We start from the raw sequence: 19,632 nt of genomic DNA on the forward strand, positions 1-19,632 counted from the left end.
TCAAAAACCACCCACATCATGTAAGTGGAGAACAAAAGAGATTGTATATCTTTTATCACTTGCCGAACAGTTTATTAAGCACATCAGCTAGACGGTAGCCTGCCAAGCTCATCCGACGTTCTGCTATTGGTTTGGCGGTAGCAGCATAATTTGGCGGTAACGGCTTTCCATCATTTTTATCACTACTGCCAGAAAGTTTACCATTGAGATATGCTTTTTGTTTAGCGATATTAAAACTCTCTAATTTTGCCCAATTATTAAATTGAGTTTCTCTTAATTCTGACAATTTACTGCGTTGATAATCGGCTCTTATCTTGGTTGCAGTGTTGCGAACAGTTTGAAATCTTTCGCTTCCAAGAATCAGGTCATCCCATAATTTATGCAAACTAATTGTTTGGCCATCTGGTTTAACTCTAATATAAAAACGTGTACCACCTCTATCACCTTCTGGTTCTTTATACTCGTTAGTTATTAATTTGGTGGTATGTAGTGGCTGATGCACATCTCCTATCAAATGGAATAGCCAGCATATTGCAATTGCTTTTTCGCTGTTACTAGCAGCAGTACTTTGAACAATATCAAAATTTTTTTGAAATGCGTAGAGAATATTTTCTTCACCTGGAATTTCACGAGGAATAGAGTTTGAAGAACTACCAGGTTGATAAGGAAAATTGATGTAGTGCCAGGTTTCATGATTAAAATTTTTGTTGCCACGAGCTTCATCTGGCCATTTTGCCGCCCACATAAACAAGTACAAATTTTTATCTTCAGTAGAAATATTAGATTGATTAAGAGACTTCCACTGTTCCTCAAATTTAGAGTATTCGGGATGTTCTCTTAAAATCGCGGCTATTTGCTCAATTACTTGTTGATGATTTTGCTTAAGTTCACTGTAGGCAATTGCGCCGGAAACCATGTGTCCAGCCTTATTCCAAGCAAAAGCTGGGTACTGCCAAACCAAGATTGTTGATAATGCTGTCAATAAAGAGAACTTAGCAAAAGAATGCAACTTCAGCATAAAATTCTTTGTTAGAAAATACAGCTAAAGTATAGGTTGCATTCAGGTAAGTTAAGGTTAAATTTGCATGAAAAAAATAAATCACCCTACACAATACTCATTCATATATTTCAATAAACAGAGCTTTACATTAACGAGTTTAAGGGTGCGATGCCATCGGTTCATGGCGGGTACGCCATCGCAGGAGTAATGCAGTGTGTAGTCAATGCAGCAGCAAAGATGTTGAGCATATCTCGTGCTGGCAGTTTCCAGATGATTGAATGTCCAGATATGTAGCGATCGCTCGACTGAGTGCAATTTTTCCTCTAAGAATTTTTTATCAAGGGCGATTCTGTTGGGAAAGGGCGATCGCTTGAACGGCATTGCACCTCAACAAAATAATATTAGCGCCTACCTAAATATAGATAAGCGCTATTGTTTTATTTCAATTCAGGGAGAAAATATAGTGAAATGAATCCCTGATTTTTACTATTAGTTAATTCAATTTAATTTATTACAAAGCACTGCGGCTAGTTAACGCATTCCACAAGAAAACAGCGACAATTGCGCCAAGAACCGCTACTGCAATACCAGGAATGCTGAGTGTGGGGGCGGCTAATGTCAAGGTTCCTGTACTGAAGAATACACCCAAACTACCACCAACAAAAGCACCGATAATTCCTAATAAGATTGTTCCTATAATTCCGCCACCTTGATGACCGGGGTAGATAGCCTTTGCAATAGCACCAGCAATTAGACCTAAAACAATCCAAGCAAGAATATTCATTGTTTTAATTTGAGCAACGTTTTTCATCGACAAATACACAATAGCAATCCCAACATTGACCTTCAATCTACCAGCAGAATCAATTATTAATAGCCTTGAGGATGAATGCTGTTACTTCTGGTGATATACGCCCTAATCCCAATGGATAACTAATTAAAAAAAAGCTCCTAGCAGGTCTGGAACTAGGGGCTTATTAATTCATTGCTTGTAATTGCAGTATATGCATTTCTGATTCTTTTTCTCATCTACTTGAAGAATTAAGCTATGTTTGAAAGCCGAATATTAATTTGATAAGGTGAAGGAGTAAATGGCTTGTAGCTGCGACCAATGTTTAAGATGTCCTCAATTGCTGGCTTGCTCCCATTCGCCACCGTTACAACTACCTTGGCACTAGCAACAATTATTTTCTATCCATCAAAAACTTTGTCACAAATACCAAGCGACGGGCGCAACACAGTTCCCCAGGCAGGTTGCCTATCTGGGTATCCTGATGGCACATATCGAGGTTCGCGCCCAGTTACGCGCTATGAATTTGCTGCTGGCTTGAATACGTGCCTGAATCAGCTAAATCAACTTATTCCCGCTAACAGGGCGGATTTAGCAACTAAGCAAGATTTGGAAATTTTGCTCAAACGACAAAGGGAATTAAATCAACAACTTCAAGAACTCAACGAGCGAGTTGACACCCCAAGAGTTACAAAATAAGAAAGCATTTGACAGCAGTTAGTTTATGCGATCGCTCCTCTACCTCGTTTAATTTTTTCTCTCTGCGAGACACTACGTGAACGCTTGTATTTCTATAAATGCTTTACGTGAGAAGCAATGAAAGTGAAATAATAAACTAGTATGCCTTGCTGGTACAGGAGATACAGCTATGACCTACACCATGCACGACGCTCAAGAAGTGGCAAAGCTGGCTGCTACTGATATGGAAGCTTGGCTGCTCTCCAAACCAGAAACTATTAGTGTTGTTAATGTTGAAAATGACCCAGATTACCAGCGCAGAGATATTGACCTCATTTGGACAACGCACAGTGGCGAAATTTTGATTGAAGTGAAGGGCGATAGGTGGAATAAAACTCGTAACCTCTTCTTTGAAACTCACAGCAATTTGGAACGTGGAACCCCCGGCTGCTTCATGTACACTGAGGCAGACTGGCTGTTTTATTACTTCGTGAACACTCGCCAACTGTACAGGCTACCAATGTCAAAAACGCGGGAGTGGTTTTTGATTACCATGCGGCGGTTTCGGGAGCGATCGACTACAACGCCAGTGGGGAATAGCTATTACACAACTGTGGGGCGGCTTGTACCGATTACTACGGTGATGATGGAAGTGGCGGGGATTAAGATGGAGCAGCTGTAGGGGGCGAGGGGGCGATGCCTACGGCGGCAAGCTACGCCTGTCTACTACATTTCCTCTAAGAACAAGAGGAGCGATCGCTGTATTATCTATCCTGTGAGCTACTTTAACTTAGATTAGGCAATGCACGTATGACTTGCTGTTACTGTAGACAAGACAAGAAGCTTATCAAAGCACACATCATCCCAGAGGGCTTTTTTCGCCGACTTCGTGAAGAGCAAAATCCACCTATGATGCTGACGAACACTGCTGGCGAATACCCAAAGAAAATGCCCATCGGTGTTTATGACAAAAATATTTTGTGTTACGAGTGTGAAAAGATATTTGGTGTTTGGGATGAGTACGCACAGCAACTCTTAACAGATGAGTCTTTACATGGGGAACCTATTTTATATGGCACACAGTGTATAGGGTGGCGTGTGACGGAATACGACTACACCCGGCTGAAACTGTTTTTCATCTCATTGTTATGGCGTGCCTCTGTATCTAAACAGGACTTCTATCGAAAGGTAAACCTCGGTTCATTTGAGGAAAAAGCCAAAGAATTGATAGTACAGAAGAATCCAGGGACTTCAGAAGAATTTGGCGTGACCTTAGCCAAGTTTGACCATTCCTTAAGCAGCGCCATGCTTGACCCTCACCCAGAAAAATTTTCTAGAGTAAATTATTACCGATTCTATATAGCTAGCTATGTTGCCTATATCAAAGTAGACAAAAGGAAAGCACCTGAGCCACTTTCGGATTTCCTGTTGAAAGAAGGACAGCCCCTAATCATCATAGGCAGGGACTTTAGAAACAGTGCGGAGTTGCAGCTGATGCACAGCATAGTGAAAAAGTAGCGGTGCGATCGCACTCCCATAGCAACTTTTCTTCTAAGAATTCACTCTTCAACAGCACTTAAAAAATATTCCCACTCAAAGCAAATAATTTTACATATTTTTCATTATTACGGATATGCACTGAGGTTTATCTCGATTTTACATGACTAAAATATGACAAATAATATAGCATCGGCTACTTAAACTAGTGGGTCAAGTTTAGAAGTTAAATGACTATCAAAAAACCCTTGGCTATCAACCAGCCAGAGGTGGGGCAGATCATTCATGATCTGCGGCTTTTGGCTGGGCTAACGCAAGAACAATTTGCAGCAACTCTCGGTGTGACATATACCACGATTAACCGTTGGGAAAATGGACGATCTAAACCGTCGCCGATGGCGATAAAGCTTATTGAGCAGAAGCTTGATGAGATGGGCGCTCAGGGTCAGGATTTATTGGCTAAGTATTTGCCGAATTAGTTGTTTGCTCAGTTTTGGTATGGGCGATCGCAGTAATTAGATTTAGTTCAGAGGATAACTATATGGTGCAAGCCAAACGCACAGCAAATGCTGCCAACACTATAGGTCTTCCGACCCTGCTACAAGGTAAGAGGCAATCTTGTACAAAGTATTGAAGAGTCTTTTTCTCTAGATATTGAACTTGAGTAATCGCGATCCATTTTAATATGGCGATCGCTCTCTGTTCTTAGAGGAAATACCAAGCATTCGTTTAAATATAAGAGATCATAATCATGGATGAAATTGTTAGAAAATTAGCAGGCATTGGATTACCAGCCGTTGTACTTCTCATCACAATGGCATCAACTGGTTTAGCTGGTGCTGCTGCAATTACTGCGGCATTAGCCTTTTTAGGGCCAGGCGGAATGGTAGGCGGTATTGTATTACTGGGAATAATAGGATTAGCATCAGATGCACTAACCAAATATGGATTGACAGCACTACTTCAAGGAATTTATCAAGAGAGAAAAGCTAAAGGTGAATCATTACAAACCCTATGTAGAGAAATTGATGGGTTACTAGTTACTAGAGAATTGAAGCTACTTATTAAAGAATATATCGGTTGCTCTCGTTCATGCGGGTAAATGAGTATCTGTTCAGAAATTTAAGTGTATTGATATCATAAGGAAAGTGCAATGTCTAAGCATAACCGAAACTCTCATACTGTCAAAAAAAATGGCATTATTATTTTACACTCTAACCATTTAGGAGATATTTTAGAGGTTAATATCAACAAAGAAAAGCGTCGATTTTACGGTATTCGAGAAGATGGTTCTTTGATAGAACATGACAGTGATTGCGGAAATGATTTTGCTCAACCCGTAATGCTTTATAAAATATACTATTGCTTTGAAAATGACACTTGGGGAGTAGGATATCGAATTAAAGATACGAAAGAGAAAAAGTGGATGGATGGTTTTAAAACAGCTAGAGAAGCTTGGTTATATAGAGAAGCATTAATTGCCGATGGTATAGCTAAAAGATAAATAAGAATCACGTACCAAAAGCGATCGCCCAGCCCACGAAATTCTTAGAGGAAACCTACCAAACAATGACCTACTGGCTGTTTCAAGGCAACCCCAAGTATTACCGCATCATAGACGGCATCCGCGACTTTGAGCAGATGCCCTGGCTGACAACTCGCTACGCCAAAGACATTGCTCCTGGTGATGGGGTACTGATTTGGAAATCTGAGAAGACAGGAGAATTATGAATCAAGATAATCCGAAAGAGAACTTATCCCTTCAGCGTCTTAGACAGAGGAGATTGTTTGGCTTACTCACAATCTTCATAAGCATTCTTATTGTTGCCACCCGTCAACAGTTTTCATCAGTTTGGGAGATTTCAAATCAAGTTTTAGGCTCTTTTATAACCAATATTTTTCTCATTCTTCCTTACATAATGCTATGCGTAGGAATTTATCTATATTTTCAGACTGAGCAAATTGGTTCCAAGCTGGAAGAGAAAGCATATTTATTTGCTCAGGCAAAGCATATAGAAGAACCAGGAAAAGCTAAACCTGTATGGGATATGGCACAAATCACACTAGAAAGCTATTTTAATCGAAATTTGAGTCAGATACGTTGGATTTTTTGGTTGAGTATAGCCGTTATGTCTTTGGGGTTTAGTCTCATACTTTACGGCGTAGTATTAGGCTATCAACATCCAAAAGATAACTGGATTGTAGCGGGTATAGGAGGAATAGCTGGTGTACTCACCGAGTTTATTGGTGCAACCTTCTTATTCGTTTATAAATCAAGTATGCAGCAGGCAAATAACTACACAGAAATTTTGGAAAGAATGAATTTTGTAGGCATGGCTATGCAAATGTTAGATAGCATTGCCGAGTCGAATAGAAATAGTACATCAGCTTCTGGTACAGATTTTATAGATCCTTTACGGGAAGCCAAGATAGAGATGGCAAAAGTTCTGTTAAACAAATTTCAGATAAATTCCAGTCAAAATAAGACAGATTAGCGGCTTCGTGCAGTCAACGCAATGGTGTACCGAAAGGGTCATTACTGTCCATTCAGAACGGGAGAGTCCCTTTGGCTTTTCGCCATGACACAACAAGAGTGACAACGTGTACATTAATTGAAAGGATAGCGCAGTTCTTTTAATTTTTATATCCAACTGTTGATTGCAATTTTAAACATCAAGTGAGGCATCTAATGAACGGTAATACAAACATGAGAACTACTCAGCAAGTCTTTGAAATCACAGGCGCTCCCGCCCAAGTTTGGGGAAATGTGTTAGTTCCAGCAAAAGGAACAATCACTGTAAAAGTTACAGGCGATACTCTTCAAGGGACGGCCAAGACTGGTCTAGAAAAGAAAGAGTCTTGGATACGCATCCAAAATATTGACTCAGTTGAAATTTTAGAATCACCCATCTATGCATTGCTAGTTATTGGAGGCTTTCTAGCCTTTTCAGCTTTAGGCGCATTCAATCAATCTTTTATATTAGGTTCAATTCTACTTGTTGCAGGTGTCGGTATTATTCTGTATGCAATAAACAATAAACGTCGATATTTAGCAATTTACAGTCATCGTAATGCAGTTGTTATTTTTATGAGTAAGTCTCCAGAAATTTATCAGCAGTTTGCTATGAATGTGTTGGCATTATCCCGCAAACTAAATACACCCATGAATACGGTAACAAAACAAACTCAAACCCAAATTCAAACTTAGTTGATGAAGTCTATGTATACGAACCCCAGGATAAGGAATATAAATTGAAGCTCCACTAAAAGAAATTGCTCCTGGCGTAGACATCGTTCTTTCTATTCTCAGAGGAAACCCAAGCGATCGCACCCCAAAAACCCATATAAACATCTACCATTTATGGCGACTCTAATTCCCTCATTCAATAGCTGCTCAATGCGAATGGCCCCTGGCGAGAGGAGGTTAGCGCAGCGCTTGGAGGAGAAATTAGAGGATGATTATTTACTTTGGTACGATGTGCCAGTAGGTAAAAAGCAGCTGCATCCAGATTTTATCGTGCTGCACCCCAGCCGGGGCTTATTTATTCTTGAAGTGAAAGACTGGAAGTTAGACACTATTCAAAATATCAACCCCTCCACAGTCACCATAATTACTGAGGATGGAATAAAGGAAGTTAAACACCCACTACAACAAGCCAGAGATTATGCCCTAGCAGTCAACAAGATGCTAGAAAAAGACCGCGCCTTGGTGCAGCAAGAAGGTAAGTATCAAGGAAAGCTGATTATGCCCTACGGTTACGGCGTGGTATTTACCAACATCACCCGCAAAGCATTCAATGAAAATGAGCTACCCGCAGCATTTGAGGAACACTTGGTTATCTGCAAAGATGAGATGTATGAAAACATCGATGCAGGCGAATTTCAGCAGCGAATTTGGGATTTATCAGCATACCAATTTGGTAAAACCTTAACCAGCAGTCAAATAGATAGAATCCGTTGGCATATCTTCCCAGAATTACGACCAAAACAGCAGTTTGCTCCTGACAGTCCCTCAGATGAAGAAACTCCAGAACTCGTTATCCCCGACATTCTGAAAATTATGGACTTGCAACAGGAACAGTTGGCACGGAGTTTAGGAGACGGACATCGAGTAATTCATGGTGTAGCGGGTTCTGGAAAAACCATGATTTTAGCCTACCGTTGTCAGCATCTTGCTCAAGTCAGTAATAAACCAATTTTGGTGCTGTGCTTCAACGTCTCTCTTGCTGCCAAACTAAGGCAGGTGGTTCAAGAAGACCCGAACAAAATCAGTCGCATCAAGGTACGGCATTTTCATGGCTGGTGCATGGATTTACTCAAAAAATATGACATCCCTAGACCCGATTCCAGGGAGTACAAAGGTGAAGCTTATACAGAAGAACTTGTTCAAAGAGTAATTACCGCCGTCGATGCCAAGTTGATACCATCTGGCACGTATGGCGCAGTGATGTTGGACGAGGGACACGACTTTAAACCAGAGTGGTTAAAGTTGATTGCCCAGATGGTCAATCCCGAAACCAATTCATTGCTTATCCTCTATGACGATGCCCAAAACCTCTACGGTGAAAAACGCGACAAGAAATTTAGCTTTAAGAGCGTAGGCATCCAGGCACAGGGACGCACCACCATATTTAAACTAAACTACCGCAACACAGAGCAGGTGTTAAAGGTAGCCTACGAATTTGCGAAGGAAGTAATGCAACCCACCACCGGGGATGATGACCAAGTGGTATTGGTAGAACCTGCCAGTGCAGGACGGCAAGGCCCCAAACCAGACCTCATCCGTTTACCCAGTTTTAAACACGAGGTAGATTACCTAGCAGGGCGAGTCCAACAATTACACGAGCGAGATATCCCCTGGAACGAAATAGCAATTATTTACCGCTCCAACTTTATGGGCGATCGCATATATAATCACTTTCAACAAGCCCAAATCCCAATCGAATGGGTAAACGCCAATAGCGAGAGCCGCAACTATCACCTGGACGAACAAAGCATCAAACTCATAACCATGCACTCATCTAAAGGGCTAGAGTTCCCAGTGGTGCTTATTCCTGGCATTGGTTTTATGCCTGACCAGTACGGACACGGCACACCAGAAGAAGAAGCGCGATTACTTTACGTGGCGATGACACGGGCAATTGAGCAGTTGATTCTGAGTTGCGATCGCTCATCTGAGTTTACCAGCCGTTTGGAGATAGCATTAGGTAAAGTGGCAGCAAAAGTACTTTAATTAGTAGCAGAGCGATCACCCCCACCAAATTCTTAGAGGAAAAAAGAGCGATCCCTGATTTATTATGTGTTTTCTAGTACATTACTAGCCAGTTGTAGTGAAGCGATGACCGAGGGCTGTGGGCTACTGAGTTATTCTACAGCTTTGAGTCAACAACTGGCGATTTGTGGCTGTTCTGTTCTGTTAATATCTCATTTAAACGGCAATTCAAAGACTTGTGATGCCAAATTGCCAGAACCTTTGAACATAGCATCGTCACTTCAACTTTTTCTTAGAGGAAAAAAGAGCGATCGCATTGGCATTTGTATAACAGCAACTTAGGTTGTGGCTATTCAATAATATTTCCATTTTCATCCCGTTTAACCTCCACCACCTTCACATCAAAACTTTCCCATTCCTGTACAGTAAAGCCTGCTGTGGTTTCATCTGGATACCGCCGCGCCATTTCCTGCCATGCGGCTTCTTCGTTGATTGCCCAGATGTAATGACCCTGGCGTGGAGTGGTATCATCGTGTCCGATGCAGTCATGGGTATAGAGGGCATTACGAGTGCAGCGATATTCGCGCATATTTTTTAAAAACTTGAAGTTGCACCTGTTATTTTAGAATGTTGCTGGATATTCAAACTCTGATTTCCAGCCATGATTACTTCCAGTTCCTAAACGGGATTGTGCTTTACTATACTTGCACTGCAAAAAATTTCGCCGATGTTTTGTTGTGTTGCCCGTTTGTTGAATAAGTGTTTCGCGTAGTGGATGGTTGCTGGTAATCAAAAATTCGTTGCGGTTGTGTAGGCGATCTAAATACTTACTATCAGGGAGTCTATCAAATTTTCCCCTTTTGCCCCGGTTACATTCGGTGGATGACAACACTAAATTCCATACACCATCGATATTGCTTATGTATTCGTTCAAAGAGTAAGGAATAAAGTGGTCTACATCGGCTAAGTTTGTAGAACCTGGCTCAATCGAAATATCTGCAAATGAGTAAAAACATTTACCTTTTTGATAGCCGTTGAGGGCATCTCGGCATGAAGTAACATCTACCCGCCGCCTGCGATCGCTAAATGTAAACAGCAGTTGGTTGTTTGGGTCGTAACCAATAGATATCAAATTGCGCGAAATGTTTAGTTCCCAAGCTGTCTCTACAAGCCGCCATCGTGCTTCGACTTCGTGGGGTAAGTTTTCAGACTGAAGCTTTTCTAACAGTTTAAATAGCTCATCGGTCAAGACAATACCTTTATTTGACCTTCGGCGCTCATCAATAAAAAATCGTACCGGAGTCTCTCCAACGCTAAGGTTATGAAATGCATCAATCACATTTTCAAAGCCACGCTGCACTGTGGTGTCAATTAATCGTGTTTTAGTTATGTCTCCGGTGTTAAACTGGCGGCAAGCATCTAAAAATCGACTGGAAAGTGAGGTAGTTTGCTTGTCTACAATTTTTAAATGCTCGATAATATGTCTCGAATACGGTTCTGATAAATCTTCTAAGGTGATGATACTTTTTCCCTGCGGTGCTAATTCTAACAATGACTTTGCCAGTGCAAATTTATAACACGCAACGTTTTTACCAAACAATATAATCGCCCGCCAATAATCCTCTAGCTCTGGGTCAATCGCAAAAAACTTTGACTCGCTCATTGTATTTTTAGATACTCATAAACTTCGGCAACAGCCTAGCTTTTAAGTATTTGAAAACACATCAGTTGCATTACGGTTATCAGTATTAGTCAGCTAATATTTGCTGTAGAATATGCGGGTTGTAGCTGCACGCGCATCATGACTCATCGGTATCCATTTAGCACAATGCACCCAGCCGCATATTACGGTCAGCGTGTAGGGGTTTACTTCAACCTGCATTACCACGTCTTTTCACTCAAGTCAGGAGGAAAAAGCGGGTCGCTTCTTAGTCATGCTGGGGTGTGTCGGTTAACTGATGCCGTGTTTGAAGTTGAGCGCAAAGGACGAGAACGTGCGATCGCTCAAGGTCGCAAAAATGTTCACGCCTATGTTATTGGTATTTTGCAGTCGTTGGAGTGGGATAAGTTGACTGATAACGCAGTGCGATCGCTCATTGATAAAGGCTACCAACAGGTGACATATAACTTGCATCCCGACCACCCACTGTTTTATTGCAAAGATGTAATGCCTTATACACCAATAACTACTGCAAAAGTGGTTATTTTAAATAACAAAATTGCTCTAGCTTTAGTTGAGTAAATCAGTAAAAATTTGTGGCAGATGGCAAACGACCTATACAGTTATGTGAATAATGACGAAAAATCTCGCTTACTACATCAATAAGTTTGCCAATCTCAGGGTATCCCGTTCTAGTGGGGTTGCACCGAATAAACCCCTACTGCTGCTATCAATTATCGAGCTAATAAGCCAAGGAGAGATTAGGCGAAACCAAATTCCTTTATCGGCTGAACTCATCGCCACATTTCTTAAACTTTGGAGTCACCTGGAGCCAGTACGCAAACCAGATATTGGGCAACCATTTTTTTATCTTAGAAGCGATGGCTTTTGGCATTTCCAACCCAATCTCGGATTTGAATTAACAGTTACATCTAAAGCAAAAATTGTTACTCCTGGGGCTATTCGGCAGGCAGTTGAGTACGCCTACCTCGATGATGAACTCTGGTCACTGCTGCAAAATCCCCAGGACAGGACTGTACTAACCCACACACTAATTAATTCCTGGTTTAACGAGCGTACACAGGATATCGAGTCATTATTGCAAGTCAACGCCTTTGCTGAACTACAAGACCAGTTGCAACGCTCCGGCGGTAAGGTCTACCAACCAGAGGAATTAGAAGATGAGCAAGCTGTAATTGTGCGAGATGGTGCTTTTCGTAAAATTGTTGTCTCAACTTACAACCACACTTGCGCCTTTTGCGGGTTACAGATACTCGATTTACTTGGTCAGAACATCGTTGATGGCTCACACATCAAACCATTCTCCCAGTTCTACGATGACCGCATTGATAACGGGCTGTCACTATGCAAAAATCATCACTGGGCATTTGACCGCTTTTGGTTCACTATCAATGACGATTACACCATTATTGTTGCTGACAACCTGCGGGAAGATTCACCTAACGCTAGACCAATGCGAGAATTTAGGGGCGATCGCATAAACCTACCCGCCCAGGAACAGTATTATCCAAGACTTGATTCTCTACAATGGCATCGTGAAGAGTTTTCGAGACGAGCGGCGTAACGCATAGGCTCATTTTCATGGATATATGTGGATATAAATTAGAGGATTTTTAAGAGATGCTGTATTTAGCTCAGGTTACTTTCGGTAAAAATCCACCCTCTCTGTTGGGTATTTTTTATATAAGTTTCAGTATAGCTTACTTAATTTTTACTACAGTTTGGCTTCCACGCACTAGTAAACTAAACGGTTCTGCTTTAAAGTTTTATACCCAACAATCAATATTTATATCAATTTTAATGTTGGTATGTGGATGGGTTTTTACTTTTCAACCTGGGTACTTAAATTCAAATTATCAATTTGCACAATTTGTGTTATTTCTGTTAGTCAATTATCTAATTATTAAAGATATTGTAATGAATATACTTTAGCTAATATATAGTTTTACTAAGCATATATTTTTAATTAAAAGCGCAATTTGTATATCTTGGGGCTAAAAATAAAACATGAGCAAAAAACCTAAAGGTTGGTTTAATGAAATTGTTATTCGTCCCGTTGTTCATGTAGACGGTTACGAAAGCTATGAAAAGATGTGCGGTATTGTTGCAGACATTTACTACTCTGCGGAGGAACAAAAGCTACTGCACCAATTAAGAACTAATCCCACAGAATCGATTTACATCACCCTATACACCTTGTTTAAAGTAGGTATTGCCAAATGTCCAGCATATTGGGTGAATAAAGACTTACTCGAAGCACTCATGCAATCGGTTTTAACCGTTGAAATTGACAATTTAAATTGGACAATGAAAACGGGAATGTTTATGCTGCCCAAAGGTGTGATTCTTTCTCCTGAAAATAAGAGCGTTGAAGCTATTTTTTGGCATTACGATAGTGAAGCCAATACCATTTATTGGGCAGCAACCGATGAATCAAGTTCCTTTTGTCGCCGATTTAAACTTGATGGAGAAAAATTTAGTTATACTGATACTGAAGATATTGATCCTAAAGTAGTCAAAGGATTTAATGAATATTTGCACTCAATTTTCCTACGATTAATTTTGATAATGGAGTGCCGCCCTGAACTGGTAGATACAACAAGCGAACTAGTCAGGGTGAATAAAGGTTTTGGCAAAGCGCAAGCGCAAGATTTTTATCAACCACTTTGGCTAGGACTTGGATATCGACTCAAGCGTGAAGGGACACAAAGCAGTGAAGGTAGTAGCGCTACACATGGCTCTAAGAGTGTCCATTGGCGCAGAGGCTTCTTACGCAATCAACCTTATGGAGAAGGTAGGCAGCAAAGAAAACTAGTTTGGATTGAGCCAGTTCTAGTAATGGGTGGAAAAGAATCATCATGATGACAGACGATGAAATAAATGCGAGATATGAATCCAGTCAAGACAGATTAATTCAAGAAATTGACAGGATAAAGCTACCAGCATTAGTTGACAATATCAGGTCTAATCCTAATTACATGGTGATTTATAATGAGAGTCAATCTGTTGGGAATTGGAATGATGTGAAAAAATCTAAGCTAATTGAATCTTTTATTATTAATTTACCTGTAATGCCAATTGTTCTCTATGAAAAGTTATATCATACATACGAAGTGATTGATGGCAAAAAGAGGTTAAAAGCAATTGTCGATTTTTACACTAATAAATTAGCTTTGAGCGGATTAGAAGTGAAGACAGAATTAAATGGATGCACTTATGCTACTCTTCCATATTATGCCAAGAAAGTGCTTAATCACTGTTCTCTATCTTTGATAACTATTATGCCTTCAGAGAATGCCAGCCCCGAAGAAATAGCAAAAATCATAGAGATTATTGCAGAACGCCTTAATTAAAGGGCTGCGATCGCTGCACTTAATCAATACGGCTGGTATGCTGATGTTGATGGTCACATAGATGTGATGGAGTCCGAAATTGAGCAAATTATCAAAAAATATGTCAGCGAACATGAGCCAACTAACTAAATTAAGTTTCTTATGCTTAAATATAAGATTTTAGAATTGGCTAAAAAATGGGGGTATGTTCTGATTTACTCCGACTATTCTAGGAAAGCTCGGAGTAATGTTTGGATGCTAAAAGTTCCAACGACTACTTTCACAACTCGTGCTGAGTACGTCAGAACTTTAAAAGTCTTAGAAGACGATGATTTAGAAGAACTGTTAGATAAAACTAGAAAATATTTTGCAGGCAGTGAATCTCCCATAAAAGTAATCCTTCGTGATAACAAATACTCTGACATTGAAAATGACAAAGAACTATTTACTATCTAATAATACTAAAAACTTTGACTGATGTACTATGGATATTGCTGCTACACCAAAGAAGATAAGCCTTTAGGTTGGCTATATACATTTAGCTGTGATACTGAATATGCTTGGACTAATAAAGATTTACATTGGTGCAAGCGTTGGAAGACTGAACGGGGCGCAAAAAAACATTTTGAACATTACAATAGTCGCTGGCAATTCAAAAGTCAAGGAGGCTATCTCAAAATTGAAGTTATGTATGAAATTTCAGAACCTGAATTCACAGAATCACGCCGTCAAAAAATCTTAGAAGAATGGGGAGATGATGTAGTTATCCAACCCCAAAATAAGAGTGATGAAAAATCTCCTACAATGTCATTTTGCCCAAAAGCCGAACTGTTGGAATGGCTGGAAGAGGAACGTACAGTGGATGATAATGCTGAACCGGAAAGTGATGCCTCACTACTAAATCGGAAGTTAGAAAAACTCAGACAGTTAGAACAAAAAGGATTTTAGCGATTCCTTTAAGGAAAATTAAAATGCCAAATAAAATATTAAAATTTGAAATAATTGAAGGGCTACCAGAAGAATATGGAAATTATCTCTTATTATTAGAAGATGGTTCTATAAAAGAAGGATATTTTGATTCTTTTCCTGTTCCTCATCATCAAGAAGAGGTTGTTAGAGTTGCTAAATGTGAAGATGAAGAATTTCATTATGAAAAATGTGTTGGTTGGCTAAAACCTATAGAATGAATTTATTTAAATAATGAGCAGTAACTTAGACCGTCTTTTGACGATATTAAAAGAACAAGCAGACTTGATTGATCAACTTAACACACGTTCTAACTTTCAATACAAAAGTACGCAAAGGCTAGTTTTGGATTATGGTAAACCTTTTATAACTCAGGTTAAATCACCATTTAAAGGTGAACGTAAAGCTTGCTTTGAAAATTGCTTAAAAGGATTGTTGAGGTATCCAAACCTAAACTACTGTGAAGGATTTGCTATAAGTGAGGATATTGATATAGTTGTATCCCATGCTTGGCTAGTAAATAATGATGGAGAATTAATTGATCCAACTTGGATAGGTGAGCGGTTTAAAGGTAGTGCTTATTTTGGAGTAGTCTTCAGCGATGATTTTGTAAGGGAAATAGCCCAAAAGACTAAATGCTATGGAATCCTGGATAATGACTATATGAATGAACACCAACTTAAACGAGAAGGATTTCCGCCTCACGCACTACTTCATAAGCAGGCGATAGATGCTCAATGATTAGTGCGATCGCTCCCCACCGCGAGGAAAACAAAGGAGCGTAGGCACAGCCAGATGTAGGCATCGCACCCTAACTTTATGGACTCTTTAGTGGGTAATAAGCTGATTATTCCTGAAAAATGAGATAATTTTCTAATATATATAAATAATGAGGATATGCAATGGCTAATATTTTAAAAGACTCTTTTGGTTTTTCTAAAATTTCTAAATATTCTGGTTTTTCTCCAAACAAAGACAGCTATATTGTCTACTGTGTTGAGTTTGAAGGACGAGAATTAGGATATTGGATTTCTGGTACTGGAGAATGGCAGGATTTCAGGGATAATGATACAGATTTTGAAAATTTAGAAAAATGCCTTGAAGGGCTTTATGAGATGTACCAATATGACGAAGATTACGAGTTTAGGTACTGGGTTCAAAAAGTGAAAATTAAAGCAGAAATGATTTAGGCGGCAAGGAGTTGCTGAATTATTTACCTAAAGATATCGCTTATTATTCTTAGAGGAAACTTTTGATTAATAAATTTATGTTTAAAACAACACTCTTCTCTGGACTTACTCTCAGTTTAATACTGAGTTTATTCTCCAGTCCTTCAACTACTGCTCAAGAGATATACATTGACAATAACTGTAAACAAAATCAACAATTAAATGAGTCTGACAGGTTTACTATTTTCTATAAATCCGAATTTAAAACCAAAGGGCAAACATATTGGTTTTACTCAGGTAGGTATCAAGATGGAAGTACTATTGTTTGTATTTCTCAACCAGGATTTAAACAAGCAAAACCTTTAAACATACAACAAATACAGTCTGGTTACATCGATAAAATCAACAAAGACCCACGCAATAAAACAGCTTTTCTCGTTACCGTCCGCGAGGGTAATGGTTCCTATGTCCCAATGTTCCAATACCGACTCAATTTGTCCACACCTTCTAAACCTGCACTAACCAAACTACGGACTTGGACATCAGGACGGTAGTTGCCCTGCTCCGACGGGCAGGTATGCGATCGCACATCACAGACAATTGCTACAAAAAAGCCCAGTCATCTCATAACTGGGCTTTTAGCTATCTCAATCAATCATTGGAGGTAGAGAAGTTTCAGACTATGCAGCAGGTTGTTCAAGATTAACCTTGACAACTTTGTTCTTTTCTTGCTCAGACTTGGGCAGTGTCAAATTCAAAATGCCGTCTTTATAATCTGCGGTGACATTAGTATTTTGAATTCGAGCAGATAGAGGAATTACACGTTGGAATTTACCATAGTAGAATTCACTTCTTGTAGTGCCATTGTTTTCGGTTTTAGTTTGGGACTTGCGCTCACCGCTAATGTGAACAGCATCTTGGGTGACTTGAATATCCAGGTCTTTAGCTTCGAGTCCTGGTAGTTCTAGCTTCAAATGAATAGCATCATCAGTTTCGTGCAACTCAGCAGCCGGAACTCTGATAAAATCTCTGTCAAGCCGTGCAGATGGGACTCTGGTATCTCCAAATAAGCCGTTGATGTGACGTTCTAAAGCGTTCAATTCTTGCCAGGGGTTGTAACGAACTAGTGCCATAACTCTTACTCTCTTTAAATAGTTCCTGCTTAATCGTTTTTGCACTTCGTTTTGTGCTTATGTATTCATAATAAGTATGGTTAGAAGTCCTGTAAATTCGGTTATTATCACCAAATAATTGATGATTACCACACCAAATTAGCCAGTAAAAAAGATTACGGTTTACTCGAATTTTTCGGTTCGGCAAACCAGAATAATAACTATTAATAACAATAAGTCTGCTATTAAAAGGTATAGTGAAGTTAAGCTTTAACCCTACCCAATCTCAACTCTGATATCCACGCCCAGGAACATCTACACTTTTTCAAGCGAGGAAAACAGGGCAAGAGGCGATCGCATTATGTTACCAGCCCAAGAACAGTATTATCCAAGGCTTGATGCAATAAGGTGGCATCAAGACGAATTTGTGAAACGAGCAGCGTAATTGTTAAAAATAGGCAGAGATTACTAGAGCGTGCATATTAAATTTATGTTCTAAAGTTAGAAATAGGTTGATAAAATGCACCTCTTAATTAAATCAAATCGGCAAACAAGGAATGTTGAAAATTTTAGTGACGGGTGCGACTGGGAATGTTGGCTGTGAGGTTATTCGCTTGCTACTATGCCACGATTGTCATGTCTGTGCCGCACTCAGAAATCCCGACAAAGCTCAACAAATATTAGGCAGCAACATTCATTGTGTCTGGTTCGATTTTATTAACCCCGACACGTGGGCAAGCGCTTTTGAAGGAGTCAACAAACTTTTTTTAGTACGTCCGCCTGCACTTGCCAATGTGAAGAGGCAAATTGCCCCGGCGCTGAATGCTGCAAAAGAAGCAGGTGTTGAGCATATCGTTTTTGTTTCACTTTTAGGAGCCGAGCGCAACCGAGTTGTACCGCACGCCAAGATTGAGCGATACATCGAGCAATTGGGCATTCCTGCCACGTTTTTACGCGCTAGCTTTTTTATGCAAAATCTTAACACCGTACACCGAGAGGATATCAAAACCCGTGGCGAATTGTTTATGCCAGCGGGGAATGGTAAAACCAGTTTTATTGATGTGCGTGATATTGCTGCTGTTGCGGTACGTGCTTTGGTTGAAGATGGGCATTTGGGAAAAGCTTATGCGCTCACGGGTAGGGAAGCCTTGACTTACTATGAAGTAGCAGAAATTTTTACAGAAGTTTTGGGCAAACCAATTCGCTATACTAATCCCTCATTGTTGAAGTTTATTTGGCAAATGCGCGATCGCGGGCTGTCGTTGGACTTCATTTTGGTAATGGCAGCAATTTATACAACCGCTCGTTTAGGATTGGCAGGTGGCATTACACCAGATGTAGAGCAATTACTCGGTCGTCCGCCACTGACAATGCGGCAATATGTTGAGGATTATCGAAAGTTTTGGTTGTGAGAATATAGAGCGATCGCTCTTTATCGGCGTCACTTTTTACTAATCAAATCTCGCTTCACAGCAAGAGCATATCACCCGCCGCAAATACTTCACTCGTTCTTCTGCATTAAGCGATGCCTACAACGGTAAACTATGCCCCCCAGCCCTCTAAGAAAATGCCCTACCCAAACGGTTGCCCCCAACGTTCCCAATTTTCCTTGTTGAAGGGCGATCGCCACTTCAAAATTAAGTTCAATTCCAACTCCTGCCGTGCGCGTCGGTCAACAGGCGTATCCCACCAAAAAGCGATGTTGACTGCTGTTCGCAATCCATAGCGATAATGCAGGTCTTGGTAGCTGGCTATATAATCCTTACAGGCGTGAATCCCTTTCCACCGTTTGTTACTTCTGCACGTCTCACCCACATACAAAATTAAGCCAGCCGCGGAGTCAACAACAAAGTAAAGACACGCATCGCCGGGGCTATCTGCTGGCATTCGGTAAAACGAGAGCGATCGCAGTTCCAACTGCAACGGATCGATCCGGTCTGGGTCGCAGTACCTTGGTGCAATATCGAATAACGTCGCCTGCTGCACTGGCTTGGTTTCCCTCACCTTTTGTTGATACTCAAGTATTTGGGACTTCCACTTCAGCAGAGCATCAGCACTCATCACCAGCGCCTCTGCTCTACGTACTGGTGTGGGCGTTACAGATGAGAATAGATTTAGCTGATTGGGTTCCAAGGGTGTCACTGGGAGTTACTTTGCCAGGTAGAGTCGATGGGCGGTATTACCCGCCGCACCTC

At 40.4% G+C, this 19,632-nt stretch carries 29 protein-coding genes; 23 read left to right on the forward strand and 6 right to left on the reverse strand.

Features of this window, described 5'->3' with window-relative positions; genetic code table 11:
• Positions 1 to 55: 55 nt before the first annotated feature.
• On the reverse strand, positions 56 to 1,018 hold the full coding sequence (locus RM049_RS28160; RefSeq protein ID WP_322706509.1) for a S1/P1 nuclease: 963 nt from the start codon (positions 1,016 to 1,018) through the stop codon (positions 56 to 58).
• A 150-nt stretch (positions 1,019 to 1,168) separates the two neighbouring features.
• On the opposite strand from RM049_RS28160, the gene RM049_RS28165 reads away from it, so the two are divergent.
• Complete coding sequence (locus RM049_RS28165; RefSeq protein WP_322706510.1) at positions 1,169 to 1,294, forward strand: hypothetical protein; 126 nt, start codon at positions 1,169 to 1,171, stop codon at positions 1,292 to 1,294.
• 217 nt (positions 1,295 to 1,511) lie between these two features.
• Here RM049_RS28165 and RM049_RS28170 read toward each other — a convergent pair whose 3' ends face one another.
• Positions 1,512 to 1,784: a GlsB/YeaQ/YmgE family stress response membrane protein gene (locus RM049_RS28170; RefSeq protein WP_322706511.1), complete on the reverse strand. Its 273-nt coding sequence runs from the start codon at positions 1,782 to 1,784 to the stop codon at positions 1,512 to 1,514.
• 336 nt (positions 1,785 to 2,120) lie between these two features.
• Here RM049_RS28170 and RM049_RS28175 point away from each other — a divergent pair, with 336 nt between their 5' ends.
• The 11 genes from RM049_RS28175 (at position 2,121) to RM049_RS28225 (ending at position 9,519) form a co-directional block, all read left to right on the forward strand.
• Entirely contained in the window at positions 2,121 to 2,489 is a 369-nt protein-coding gene (locus tag RM049_RS28175; RefSeq protein WP_322706512.1) for an S-layer homology domain-containing protein, read from the forward strand.
• Between the two features lie 169 nt (positions 2,490 to 2,658).
• Positions 2,659 to 3,150 (forward strand): hypothetical protein, encoded by a 492-nt coding sequence (locus RM049_RS28180; RefSeq protein ID WP_322706513.1) that lies wholly within the window; start codon positions 2,659 to 2,661, stop codon positions 3,148 to 3,150.
• 227 nt (positions 3,151 to 3,377) lie between these two features.
• On the forward strand, positions 3,378 to 3,986 hold the full coding sequence (locus RM049_RS28185) for a hypothetical protein (protein WP_322706514.1): 609 nt from the start codon (positions 3,378 to 3,380) through the stop codon (positions 3,984 to 3,986).
• 209 nt (positions 3,987 to 4,195) lie between these two features.
• Entirely contained in the window at positions 4,196 to 4,444 is a 249-nt protein-coding gene (locus RM049_RS28190; RefSeq protein WP_322706515.1) for a helix-turn-helix transcriptional regulator, read from the forward strand.
• Positions 4,445 to 4,716: 272 nt separating this feature from the next.
• A complete protein-coding gene (locus RM049_RS28195) occupies positions 4,717 to 5,067 on the forward strand; it encodes a hypothetical protein (RefSeq protein ID WP_322706516.1) in 351 nt (116 codons plus the stop codon).
• A 51-nt stretch (positions 5,068 to 5,118) separates the two neighbouring features.
• A complete protein-coding gene (locus RM049_RS28200; protein WP_322706517.1) occupies positions 5,119 to 5,469 on the forward strand; it encodes a hypothetical protein in 351 nt (116 codons plus the stop codon).
• A gap of 65 nt (positions 5,470 to 5,534) precedes the next feature.
• Entirely contained in the window at positions 5,535 to 5,696 is a 162-nt protein-coding gene (locus RM049_RS28205; protein WP_322706518.1) for an EVE domain-containing protein, read from the forward strand.
• Positions 5,693 to 6,460 carry a TRADD-N-associated membrane domain-containing protein gene (locus tag RM049_RS28210; protein WP_322706519.1) on the forward strand — a complete coding sequence of 256 codons (768 nt, stop codon included), beginning with the start codon at positions 5,693 to 5,695 and terminating at the stop codon, positions 6,458 to 6,460. The genes RM049_RS28205 and RM049_RS28210 overlap by 4 nt, the downstream gene beginning before the upstream one ends.
• 212 nt (positions 6,461 to 6,672) lie before the next feature.
• Complete coding sequence (locus RM049_RS28215) at positions 6,673 to 7,173, forward strand: hypothetical protein (protein ID WP_322706520.1); 501 nt, start codon at positions 6,673 to 6,675, stop codon at positions 7,171 to 7,173.
• 153 nt (positions 7,174 to 7,326) lie between these two features.
• Positions 7,327 to 9,198 carry a 3'-5' exonuclease gene (locus RM049_RS28220; RefSeq protein ID WP_322706521.1) on the forward strand — a complete coding sequence of 624 codons (1,872 nt, stop codon included), beginning with the start codon at positions 7,327 to 7,329 and terminating at the stop codon, positions 9,196 to 9,198.
• A gap of 66 nt (positions 9,199 to 9,264) precedes the next feature.
• Entirely contained in the window at positions 9,265 to 9,519 is a 255-nt protein-coding gene (locus tag RM049_RS28225; protein ID WP_322706522.1) for a hypothetical protein, read from the forward strand.
• A 7-nt stretch (positions 9,520 to 9,526) separates the two neighbouring features.
• On the opposite strand, the gene RM049_RS28230 is transcribed toward RM049_RS28225, so the two are convergent.
• Positions 9,527 to 9,766, reverse strand: coding sequence for a hypothetical protein (locus RM049_RS28230; protein WP_322706523.1), 240 nt, complete (start codon positions 9,764 to 9,766; stop codon positions 9,527 to 9,529).
• A 33-nt stretch (positions 9,767 to 9,799) separates the two neighbouring features.
• Positions 9,800 to 10,840 (reverse strand): HNH endonuclease domain-containing protein, encoded by a 1,041-nt coding sequence (locus RM049_RS28235; RefSeq protein WP_322706524.1) that lies wholly within the window; start codon positions 10,838 to 10,840, stop codon positions 9,800 to 9,802.
• A 138-nt stretch (positions 10,841 to 10,978) separates the two neighbouring features.
• Here RM049_RS28235 and RM049_RS28240 point away from each other — a divergent pair, with 138 nt between their 5' ends.
• The 10 genes from RM049_RS28240 to RM049_RS28285 all read left to right on the forward strand — a co-directional run bounded on the left by RM049_RS28240 (position 10,979) and on the right by RM049_RS28285 (position 16,879).
• Positions 10,979 to 11,419, forward strand: coding sequence for a hypothetical protein (locus tag RM049_RS28240; protein ID WP_322706525.1), 441 nt, complete (start codon positions 10,979 to 10,981; stop codon positions 11,417 to 11,419).
• 52 nt (positions 11,420 to 11,471) lie between these two features.
• On the forward strand, positions 11,472 to 12,422 hold the full coding sequence (locus RM049_RS28245) for an HNH endonuclease (protein ID WP_322706526.1): 951 nt from the start codon (positions 11,472 to 11,474) through the stop codon (positions 12,420 to 12,422).
• Between the two features lie 443 nt (positions 12,423 to 12,865).
• The gene (locus tag RM049_RS28250) at positions 12,866 to 13,720 is read left to right on the forward strand and encodes a hypothetical protein (RefSeq protein ID WP_322706527.1); all 855 of its coding nucleotides are present in this window, start codon (positions 12,866 to 12,868) and stop codon (positions 13,718 to 13,720) included.
• The gene (locus tag RM049_RS28255) at positions 13,717 to 14,211 is read left to right on the forward strand and encodes a DUF262 domain-containing protein (RefSeq protein ID WP_322706528.1); all 495 of its coding nucleotides are present in this window, start codon (positions 13,717 to 13,719) and stop codon (positions 14,209 to 14,211) included. Before RM049_RS28250 ends, RM049_RS28255 begins: the two co-directional genes overlap by 4 nt.
• Before the next feature lie 165 nt (positions 14,212 to 14,376).
• Entirely contained in the window at positions 14,377 to 14,646 is a 270-nt protein-coding gene (locus RM049_RS28260) for a hypothetical protein (protein ID WP_322706529.1), read from the forward strand.
• A 21-nt stretch (positions 14,647 to 14,667) separates the two neighbouring features.
• Entirely contained in the window at positions 14,668 to 15,138 is a 471-nt protein-coding gene (locus RM049_RS28265; RefSeq protein WP_322706530.1) for a hypothetical protein, read from the forward strand.
• Positions 15,139 to 15,161: 23 nt separating this feature from the next.
• Positions 15,162 to 15,377, forward strand: coding sequence for a hypothetical protein (locus RM049_RS28270; protein ID WP_322706531.1), 216 nt, complete (start codon positions 15,162 to 15,164; stop codon positions 15,375 to 15,377).
• Positions 15,378 to 15,390: 13 nt separating this feature from the next.
• Positions 15,391 to 15,897, forward strand: a complete 507-nt coding sequence (locus tag RM049_RS28275; protein ID WP_322706532.1) for a hypothetical protein — start codon at positions 15,391 to 15,393, stop codon at positions 15,895 to 15,897.
• A 161-nt stretch (positions 15,898 to 16,058) separates the two neighbouring features.
• Positions 16,059 to 16,346, forward strand: a complete 288-nt coding sequence (locus RM049_RS28280) for a hypothetical protein (RefSeq protein ID WP_322706533.1) — start codon at positions 16,059 to 16,061, stop codon at positions 16,344 to 16,346.
• Positions 16,347 to 16,423: 77 nt separating this feature from the next.
• Positions 16,424 to 16,879, forward strand: coding sequence for a hypothetical protein (locus tag RM049_RS28285; RefSeq protein WP_322706534.1), 456 nt, complete (start codon positions 16,424 to 16,426; stop codon positions 16,877 to 16,879).
• A 126-nt stretch (positions 16,880 to 17,005) separates the two neighbouring features.
• Here the strand turns inward: RM049_RS28285 and RM049_RS28290 are convergent, their stop codons facing one another.
• Positions 17,006 to 17,458: an Hsp20/alpha crystallin family protein gene (locus tag RM049_RS28290; protein ID WP_322706535.1), complete on the reverse strand. Its 453-nt coding sequence runs from the start codon at positions 17,456 to 17,458 to the stop codon at positions 17,006 to 17,008.
• 536 nt (positions 17,459 to 17,994) lie between these two features.
• On the opposite strand from RM049_RS28290, the gene RM049_RS28295 reads away from it, so the two are divergent.
• Complete coding sequence (locus RM049_RS28295; protein WP_322706536.1) at positions 17,995 to 18,849, forward strand: SDR family oxidoreductase; 855 nt, start codon at positions 17,995 to 17,997, stop codon at positions 18,847 to 18,849.
• A gap of 160 nt (positions 18,850 to 19,009) precedes the next feature.
• On the opposite strand, the gene RM049_RS28300 is transcribed toward RM049_RS28295, so the two are convergent.
• Positions 19,010 to 19,498 (reverse strand): GIY-YIG nuclease family protein, encoded by a 489-nt coding sequence (locus RM049_RS28300; protein ID WP_322706537.1) that lies wholly within the window; start codon positions 19,496 to 19,498, stop codon positions 19,010 to 19,012.
• Positions 19,499 to 19,632 lie beyond the last annotated feature (134 nt).

The organism is Nostoc sp. DedQUE04 (assembly GCF_034530995.1).
Classification (GTDB): domain Bacteria; phylum Cyanobacteriota; class Cyanobacteriia; order Cyanobacteriales; family Nostocaceae; genus Nostoc.